The 8,703-nt window shown below is 71.0% G+C and carries 10 protein-coding genes; 7 read left to right on the forward strand and 3 right to left on the reverse strand.

Going from position 1 to position 8,703, the window contains the following annotated elements; translation table 11 throughout:
• Window positions 1–185 (forward strand): ATP-binding protein (locus tag MXD58_RS13780; RefSeq protein WP_518478020.1); only part of this gene is annotated, 185 nt, incomplete at its 5' end.
• The gene (locus MXD58_RS13785; protein ID WP_248838567.1) at window positions 182–943 is read left to right on the forward strand and encodes a response regulator; all 762 of its coding nucleotides are present in this window, start codon (window positions 182–184) and stop codon (window positions 941–943) included. The genes MXD58_RS13780 and MXD58_RS13785, both read left to right, overlap by 4 nt.
• A gap of 163 nt (window positions 944–1,106) precedes the next feature.
• On the opposite strand, the gene MXD58_RS13790 is transcribed toward MXD58_RS13785, so the two are convergent.
• On the reverse strand, window positions 1,107–2,357 hold the full coding sequence (locus MXD58_RS13790; protein WP_248838566.1) for a phosphatidylserine decarboxylase family protein: 1,251 nt from the start codon (window positions 2,355–2,357) through the stop codon (window positions 1,107–1,109).
• Window positions 2,358–2,830: 473 nt separating this feature from the next.
• On the opposite strand from MXD58_RS13790, the gene MXD58_RS13795 reads away from it, so the two are divergent.
• The 4 genes from MXD58_RS13795 to MXD58_RS13810 all read left to right on the forward strand — a co-directional run bounded on the left by MXD58_RS13795 (window position 2,831) and on the right by MXD58_RS13810 (window position 5,515).
• Window positions 2,831–3,109 carry a hypothetical protein gene (locus MXD58_RS13795; RefSeq protein ID WP_248838565.1) on the forward strand — a complete coding sequence of 93 codons (279 nt, stop codon included), beginning with the start codon at window positions 2,831–2,833 and terminating at the stop codon, window positions 3,107–3,109.
• The gene (locus tag MXD58_RS13800; protein WP_248838564.1) at window positions 3,106–4,023 is read left to right on the forward strand and encodes an ABC transporter ATP-binding protein; all 918 of its coding nucleotides are present in this window, start codon (window positions 3,106–3,108) and stop codon (window positions 4,021–4,023) included. The genes MXD58_RS13795 and MXD58_RS13800 overlap by 4 nt, the downstream gene beginning before the upstream one ends.
• On the forward strand, window positions 4,020–4,913 hold the full coding sequence (locus MXD58_RS13805; protein WP_248838563.1) for an ABC transporter permease subunit: 894 nt from the start codon (window positions 4,020–4,022) through the stop codon (window positions 4,911–4,913). The genes MXD58_RS13800 and MXD58_RS13805 overlap by 4 nt, the downstream gene beginning before the upstream one ends.
• 125 nt (window positions 4,914–5,038) lie before the next feature.
• On the forward strand, window positions 5,039–5,515 hold the full coding sequence (locus tag MXD58_RS13810) for an SRPBCC family protein (RefSeq protein WP_248838562.1): 477 nt from the start codon (window positions 5,039–5,041) through the stop codon (window positions 5,513–5,515).
• A 62-nt stretch (window positions 5,516–5,577) separates the two neighbouring features.
• On the opposite strand, the gene MXD58_RS13815 is transcribed toward MXD58_RS13810, so the two are convergent.
• Window positions 5,578–6,411, reverse strand: a complete 834-nt coding sequence (locus tag MXD58_RS13815) for an NAD(P)-dependent oxidoreductase (protein ID WP_248838561.1) — start codon at window positions 6,409–6,411, stop codon at window positions 5,578–5,580.
• A gap of 38 nt (window positions 6,412–6,449) precedes the next feature.
• Window positions 6,450–7,364 (reverse strand): TIGR03564 family F420-dependent LLM class oxidoreductase, encoded by a 915-nt coding sequence (locus MXD58_RS13820; RefSeq protein WP_248838560.1) that lies wholly within the window; start codon window positions 7,362–7,364, stop codon window positions 6,450–6,452.
• Window positions 7,365–7,677: 313 nt separating this feature from the next.
• On the opposite strand from MXD58_RS13820, the gene MXD58_RS13825 reads away from it, so the two are divergent.
• A complete protein-coding gene (locus MXD58_RS13825) occupies window positions 7,678–8,505 on the forward strand; it encodes a helix-turn-helix domain-containing protein (RefSeq protein WP_248838559.1) in 828 nt (275 codons plus the stop codon).
• Window positions 8,506–8,703 lie beyond the last annotated feature (198 nt).

An 8,703-nucleotide genomic window follows, 5' to 3' on the forward strand; every position in this document is an offset into this window, starting at 1 on the left:
GGGCGCCGGCCGTGACCGCCGCCGGGCTGGGCGTCGCCGGCGGCGGGCACGGCATCATCGGAATGCGGGAACGCACGGCGATGCTCGGCGGCAGCCTGGACATCGGCCCGCGCGACGACGGCGGATTCCGGGTCCGGGCGAGCCTTCCGCTGCCCGCCGACACCGGCAGGGGAGCGGGACGATGACAGAACCGACGCCGACAGGCCGCCGTGCGCCGGCGGCGCCGCCGATCCGGGTGCTGCTCGCGGACGATCAGGCGCTGGTCCGCGGCGGCTTCCGCATGATCCTCGACGCCCGGCCGGGTATCGAGGTCGTCGGCGAGGCCGGCGACGGGGCCGAGGCCGTCGACCTGACCCTGGCGTGCGAGCCGGACGTCGTCCTCATGGACGTGCGGATGCCGACCATGGACGGCGTCGAGGCGACCCGCCACATCGCCGCCTCCACCAGCGCCGCCAGGGTGATCATCCTGACCACCTACGACCTCGACGACTATGTCTTCGCGGCGCTGCGGGCCGGCGCCAGCGGCTTCATGCTCAAGGACGTCCGCCCCGCCGAACTCGCCGACGCCGTCCGCGTCGTCTCCCGCGGCGACGCCCTCCTCGCGCCTACGGTGACCCGCCGCCTGCTCGACCGCTTCGCCCGCGATCTCGCCGCCGAGCCGGATCCCGACCCCGCCGCCGCTCGCGGTGGCACCGCCCCGCGAGGCGGCCGGCCGGGGCGCATCCGGTCCGGCCTGGAGGAGCTCACCGAACGAGAGGCGGAGGTGCTCCACCTCGTCGCGGCCGCCCGCTCGAACGCCGAGATCGCCGCCGAACTCGTGCTCACCGAGGCGACGGTGAAGACCCACGTCTCGGCCGTGCTGCGCAAACTCGGCCTACGCGACCGCGTCCAGGCCGTCGTCTTCGCCTACGACCGCGGCCTGGTTCGCCCCCGCCCGAACTGAGGGTCGGCCCACCGGGGGATCAGCCCGCCCCCGCACCTGCTCGGGCAGCTTCGCTTGCGGCCATCCAGAGTCCCCGCGTCGGCGTCGTGCTCGCCATCCCCGTATCTCCGCCTGCAGCGGAGTCGATGCTCCGGCCGCTGCTCTGCCTGGTCGGGGTCTGTTCTCAGCGGTTGGCGGTCGCGATCTGCTTGTTAATCTTGATGGGCGGCGTGTGGATGTCGAACGGCGGCTGGGGTACCCAGCTCCGGATGACGCCGGGCTGGAAGATCAGGCAGTGGGTGGAGCCCCCGTACTGGAAGTAGCCGATCTCGTCGCCCTTGGTGACGTGTTGTCCGTCGCGGACCTCAAGGACGCAGGAGGAGATCTCGGCCATGCCGACGAAGACGCAGGCGACGTTGCCGATGTTCTTGTCGTCGCAGCTGATCACGATCACGGCGCGGGTCGCGACCTGGCTGATGTAGCCCTGGGAGTCGTTGGGGCCGCCGGGGTCGAGGCCTTCGGCCTCGAGGTCGGAGTAGTAGGTGCCGTCCAGCAGGTAGGTGTTGACGATGGTGCCGCTCACGGGCGCGTGCCAGCGGTGGTAGTTGTAGGCGCTGAGGAATGCCTGGTAGATGTCGCCGCCGACGAAGTTTTCGGCGAGCGCCTGACGGGTGCTCGTGAAGATGTCCAGGAGGGAGTAAGGTTGCGCCTTCATCCAGAAGCGGTCCGTGAGCTGCACGTTGTTCTGGATGTTGTAGGGCGTGGCCTCGCAGGCGTTAACGATGACCGTGTTGTCGGTCGGCCCGTCCACTGGCCTGGCGCCGGCCTTGAACTCGCGGGTGAAGAAGTCGTTCCACGATGCGAAGCCCCAGTACCGCCTGGTCTCGTCGTAGATGAAATCTGACATGTGAATGTAGGACAGGGCCTCCGAAGAGAACCATCCGCCAGGATCGGTGATGAGGTAATTGCGTGAGTCGGGTCCGCTCAGGAAGTCACACCAGTACCGCAGCACGGCCTTGAACTTCGCGTTGAGCTCCGGCGAGCGGAACAACGGAAAGCCGGCCGGCATGCACATAGGCCAGTCGAGCAGCGCGTTGAGGGGGCAGCCGACCAGTTCCGTCGTGTCGAACGGCGGAGCGTAGGTCATCAGTTCGTCGATCAGGACGATCAGTCCGTCGAAGTCGTGGTACCCGAGGTCGTAGCCGGCCGCCAGCGCCTGCTCGATCGCCTGCGTGAAGTACATGCGCAGAATGGGATCGGCGTTCACGAGAGTCGCGAGGTCCTGCACGGGGGCCGCGAGCTGTGCGCCGGGTGATCGTTTTTTGGCTTTCTCTGCCAGGGCATGTCGAAAGGCGACGAGTGCCTCTTCGCGGACAGGCAGCCATCGCCCACGTCGGCTGGCCTGGACCGCGACTTTTTCTGTATCGTTGTTCATGTGGTGAGTCCCTCACTTCCCGATGGAAAGGGAATGACTGATATCGTCCTCGACTGGCCTTGCCCTCTGTTTCACCTGTCAGGATATCGACCACCGTGGTTGTCTCGATCGCCTCCGACCGAGCCGCGCGGCGCCTGAGGCTAACACGCGAAGGCTCGGCGGGGATTCCGGGAAGCCGTTACCCGCGGGGTCAGGCTTGCAACCAGGATGTGACCATACCTTTTGCCGATGCGAATTACGACCATCGTTGGAGGCGGTCCATCCCTTCGGCGGATGTACCCCGCCGGCGGTGGATCTAGCCTGCCGGTATGGACGATCACGAGGGCCACTGTGCCGACCCACCCGCTTCACCTCACCAGTCTGTGTCGCGGAGTTCACCAGCTTCTGGGAGTCCGAACGGCGGCGATCTGACGGAGCGGCGATCGCATCGCCGGGTTGGGGCGGTTGGGGCGGTTGGTGCGGCGCTCGGGGGCGTGCTGGTCATCCTCGCCGTGAACGGGCTGGTCCGGCTGGTCCTGGCGGCAGTGGAGGTGGACTTCCCGCGTGTCCTGCTGCCCGGCTGGGTGGGCGGGACGGTCGACGCGTTGCGGCCGGTGCGTTTCGCACTTGTCGCGGTACTGCTGCTCGCCGCCGCCTACGGCGAGTACGCCCGTCACCGCCGGACCCCGGACCGCATGCCGGACAAACGGCCCCCGGCGGTGCCGCCCGCGCCGGCCGGGGACGATCAGGCGGACGGGGCCGTCCCGCGATGATCAGTGTGCGCGAGCTGACGAAGGTCCATGGGCGGGCGGTCTCGGTGGACCGGCTCACCTTCGAGGTGACGCCGGGGGTCGTCACCGGTTTCCTCGGGCCGAACGGGTCGGGCAAGTCGACGACCCTGCGCATGATCGTCGGACTCGATCATCCCAGCTCGGGTGAGGCGACGATCGGCGGCCGGCCGTTCCGGGAGCTCGCCGCGCCGATGCGCGAAGTCGGGGTGCTGCTCGACGCGAAGGCCGCGCCGGCCGGGCTGCGGGCTTGCCAGCACCTGCGCTGGCTGGCCCGCGCCGGCGGGCTTCCCCGCGGTCGCGTGGACGAGGTGCTTGCCGAGGTCGGGCTCACCGACGTCGCCGGGCGGCGGATCGGTGGGTTCTCGCTCGGGATGCTGCAGCGGCTCGGGATCGCCGCCGCGCTGCTCGGGGATCCGGGGATCCTGATCCTCGACGAGCCGGTCAACGGCCTGGACCTCGACGGTGTCCGTTGGGTGCGGGCGCTGCTGCGGCGCTGCGCCGGCGAGGGGCGGACCGTCGTCGTCTCCAGTCATCTGATGAGCGAGATGGACCAGACCGCCGACGAGGTGCTGGTTCTCGGTCGCGGGCGGCTGCTCGCCCACGGCAGCGTCACCGAGGTCACCCGGGCGGGCACCGGCACCCACGTCCGCGTCGCGTCACCGCGGGTGGACGAGCTGGCAGCCCTGCTTCGGATCGCCGGCGCCGCGGTGGTGCCGGCGGCGGACGCCGACGGCACGCTGCTGGTGACCGGCCTCGTGGTAGCGGCCGTCGGCGATCTCGCCGCCGAGCACGGGATCGCGCTGCACGAGCTGGCCGAGCGGCGGGCGTCCCTCGAGGACGCCTTCGTCGAACTCACCGGCGACTCCCTCGACTACCAGGGCAGGAGCCCATCATGAGCCAGCAGCTGAGCGCCGGGACCGCCGCCGCGTTGGTGCCAGACACCGCGCATGGGCCGTCCGCCAGACCCGCGTCACCAGGCAACCGCCGGTTTCCGGCGCCGACGTGGACGGACACGGTCGCCGCGGAATGGCTGAAACTGCGGGCCATGCGCGCGACCAGGGTGATCGCCTGGCTCGGGCCGATCCTCGGGGTGGCGCTGTGCGTGCTGCTCGCCGTCGCGGTCGGCCTGGAATCGGACACGTGGAGCGCCCAGGACCGCGCCGACTTCGACCCGCTGCTGTTCTCACTGATATCGGGGCTGGTCAGTGGCGTCATGATCATCCTGCTCGGAGTTCTGGCCGGCGCGGGGGAGTTCCGGACGGGCCTGATTCGGGTGACGCTGACGGTGACACCGCGGCGCGGCCGGGTCCTGCTCGCCAAGGTCGCCGTGGTCGCGGTGGTGAGCTGGGTGGGTTTCACCGTCGTGGCGGTGCTGGCGACGCTGGCCGTGCAGCCGGTGTTCCACGCCTACGACCTGCCGGGCATCGCCGCGGCCCACCTCGACGCCGGCGAGGAGACACGGACGCTGGTCACGGCGATCGCGGTGGCGCCGGTCCTCCCGCTGATCGGGCTGTCCTTCGCCGTCCTCACCCGCAGCACCGCCGGGGGCGTCACGTCCGTGCTCGGGCTGCTGTTCGCCCCGGAGATCGCCGGTGGGCTGCTGCCGTCCTGGGTCGCGGACCACATCCTCATCTACCTGCCGGGCGCGGCCACCGACAGCGTCTCGCGGACGGGCGCCGAGGACGCGGGCCATCTCTCGGTCGCCGTCGCCGTGCTCGTCGTCGCGGCCTGGCTGGCGTTCTTCCTCGGCGCCGCGCACCGAACCCTGCAACGCCGCGACGCCTGACCGGCAGGCACGAGGAGTGCGCCATCATCCCGGTTCGGCCCGCCGGCGTTCTCGTACCAGGAGCATGTCGTCCTGCCAGTCGTCTGTGCTGGCGCGCGCATTGGCGCCGTGGCTAGGGTGGATTCATGACGGATGTCGAACGGTTCGAGCTCTCCCGGCAGATCGCGGCATCGCCGTCGGCGGTGTTCGCCGTGCTGCGCGATCCCGCCGGGCATGTGAAGATCGACAGCTCCGGGATGCTGCAGTCCGCCGAGGGCGAGCTGGTGGGCGCGGTCGACGACACCTTCGTCGTCCACATGGACCGCGAGTCGCTCAACGACTACCCGCTCGGCAAGTACGACGTCACCGTGGTCATCACGAAGTACGAGCCGGACGCCCTCATCGAGTGGACCATCCGCGGCCGGGTCACCACCGAGCCGCTGCGCCACCTCTACGGCTACCGCCTGGAGCCGAAGGACGGCGGCACACTGGTGACCACGTACTACGACTGGTCGCAGATCCCCGAGGACTACCGCGGCAAGGGCATCTTCCCCGTCATCCCCGAGGCCGGCCTGCGCGCCACCCTCGGCATCCTCGCCCGCACCGTCGAACAGCAGGGCTGACGCCGGGCCGCGTCGGCAGGAGAAGAAGTTGATCATCCGGGGTGGCGGGCAGGATCCGCCGGTCAGTCGGTGCGGCGCCGGACCATCTGGCGGATGGTGGCCGCGGCGACGCCGGGCAGGCTCGGCTCGGCGACCTGCTGGCCGGCCGTGACCTTGCCGAGCAGGTCGACGTCCTTGTGTAGCGTCGGCCAGGCCCGCACGGACAGGGTCCGCGCGTCGCCCACGGCCCGGTAGACGTTGACCGCGTAGCACGCGCCGCTGCCGTTCGCGACGACCTCGCCGAGCGCCGAGGAGTCCAGGCCCAGCTCGCCGGCGAGTTCGAACAGGTCGAAGACCAGCCCCGTGGTGGCGGCCATGAGCGCGTTGTTCAGCAGCTTCGCCGTCTGCGCGGCGCCGAGGCCGCCGACGCGGACCACGCGGGAGGCGTAGGCGTCGAACATCGGCGCGCAGCGGGCGCCGTCGCCGTCCTCATCGCCGAGGATGACGAGAAGCTCGCCGGCGCGCGCCGCGTCCGCGCCACTGACCGGGGCGTCGACGACGCGCACCCCGGCCTCGGCGACACGCCGGGCGAGGTCGATGACGTAGTCCGGACCGACGGTCGCGTGCACGGCGATGACCGTGCCCGCCCGGACGGTGGTCATGATGCCGTCCGGGCCGAACAGCACCGCGTCGGTCGCCGCGTCGTCGTACAGGCACAGACCGATGACGTCACACGTGGCGCCGACCTCGGCGGGGGAGGCGGCGATCCGCGCCTCGGTCTCGCGGTACGGGTCGAGGATCTCCGCGCGACGCGCCCACAGCAGCGGCCGGACACCGCACTCGATCATCCGGTCGGCCATCGGTCGACCCTGATGGCCCAGGCCGATGAAGCCAACCCGGGGTTGCTCAGCGCTCACGGAACTTCCCTCACTCGCGTGGCACGGACGCGACAACGTCAGGCGGACTCGCGGGCCACCTCGCGGAGCAGGGCGCGGGTGCGGGTGGCCGTCGGCCCGTGGAACTCGCCGGCGATGAGATCGCTGACGCCGGCGGCGGCGAACTCGGCGAACCTGGCGCGCACCACGTCCTCCCCACCGATCACCGCGACGTCGGCCGGCCCGGCGACGCCCTCGCGGTCCAGCATCGCCCGATAGGACGGCAACGTGCCATAGACCTTGAACTCCTCGGCGGCCTGCGCCCGCGCCGCGTCCACGTCGTCGGTGACGGCCACCGGCAGCATCGCCACCACCCGGGCCGGCGGGCGACCGGCGGCGGACGCCGCGCCCTGGATCGTCGGCACGATGTGATCGCGGACCGTGTTCGGCCCGGTCATCCACAGCACCGTCCCGTCGACCCGCTCGCCGGCCAGGCGCAGCATGCGCGGCCCGAGCGCGGCGGCGACCACCGGTACCCGCCCCGTCGATGGCGTGGTCAGCGCAGCCGCGGCGCGCACCGTCTCGCCCTTCACGTCGACAGCCTCGCCGTCGAGCAGCGGCAGCAGCACGTCCAGGTACTCGCCGAAGTGGCGCAGCGGCCGGTCGAAGCTGTAGCCGAACATGCCCTCGATGACGATCCGGTGTGACAGGCCGATGCCCAGGGTGAGCCGGCCACCCACGGCGAGGGCCGTCGTCAGCGCCTGCTGGGCCAGCGCCACCGGATGGCGCGGATAGGTCGGCACGACCGCCGTGCCGACCTCGATGCCGGGGACCTGGCCGCCGGCGACCGCGAGCGCGGTCAGCGCGTCCAGACCGAGGATGTTCGACAGCCACGCGGAGTGCAGCCCGTCATCCGCCGCTCGGGCGAGGGTGTCGCGCAGCAGGCCCAGCGCCTGCGGCCCCCGGCTGTCCGGCAACGTGATCCCGATACGCATGCGTGCTCCATCCGTCGCGGCCTTCGCCGGCTCGGTTCGTCGGCGCGGCGCCGGCACCAGCATGCTTCCCGGTCCGGCCCGCCGCAGCGACCAGTGGAAGGTCGAATCAGTTCTTCCTACCCGAACGCCCCCCTCGCGCGGCGGCGGCGCCCTCAGCCGGACGGTGTTGCCGGCGTTGACCTGATGTGGGTCTCCAAGGCGAGTTCGCGGGCAGCCGAAGCTCACCGCGGCGACGCCGACCGAGGAAGAACCGGTTTGTACGTGTACTCACAGGTCCTGGATGACGGGCGTGATGCGGCCAGACTGTGCAGGCATGGCGGTTCCCACCACCTCGCTCGGCGCGTTCCTCGCGGTGCGGCGCGGCAAGCTCGACCCCCGCTCGTTCGGCATCGCGACGGACCGGCGCAGGCGGGTTCCCGGACTTCGGCGCGAGGAGGTCGCCGCACTGGTCGGCGTCAGCGTCGAGTACTACGCGCGCCTCGAGCGGGGCAAGGCGAGCAGGCCGTCGCTGCAGGTGCTGGAGGCGATAGCCGAGACCTTCTCCATGACGAGCGCTGAACGCGCGCACCTGCTCGAGCTCGCCCACGCGCTGGGATCGTCGCGAAAGACCGTGGTGGAGACCGTCCGGCCTGGCCTGACCAGCCTGATCCAATCCCTTCACGTCCCCGCGCTGCTCATCAACCACAGGTTCGACGTGGTCGCTTCCAACGCGCAGGCACGCCTGCCGTTCTTCGACTCCACGACGGAGGAGAACCTCGCGAGATACGTGTTCCTCAACCCGGCCAGCCACCGGTTCTACCGGGACTGGCGTCCGGTGGCGCTGGCGACGGTGGGCCAACTGCGCGCCGCGTCGGCCAGGTATCGCCACGATCAGGACCTGGCCCGGCTGATCGGCGATCTGATGCTGCGCGGTGACCACTTCGCGCAGCTGTGGGGGACCGGCGAGGTCGCGGAGCGCTCCCACGGGATCAAACGATTCTGGACGCCCGGAGTCGGCGATCTCGATCTGCGCTACGAGAACCTCGAACTGCCCGGCGACCGGCCGCTGCGACTCGTGCTCTTCCACGCCGAACCCGCCAGCCCGGACGAGGACAAGCTGCGCCTGCTGGCGGCGGTGCCGACCGGCGCGGACCGGCGGTAATGCCCAGGAGATTTTCAGGCGGCGCAAGCCGGTTCATAAGGCCCCGGACCGATGCTCATGGTGGCAGCGATGGCTGACCGGAGCAGGGGGAGAGGCCATGGGCGACATAGAGCGCAGAGGCGGCGGACCGGCCGAACGCGAGGCGTGGGCGCGTCCCGCGGGGCAGCCCTGGCCGCCGCCCGCGCCCCTGACCCGGCC

This window comes from Frankia sp. AgKG'84/4 (assembly GCF_023242965.2).
GTDB lineage: Bacteria > Actinomycetota > Actinomycetes > Frankiales > Frankiaceae > Frankia.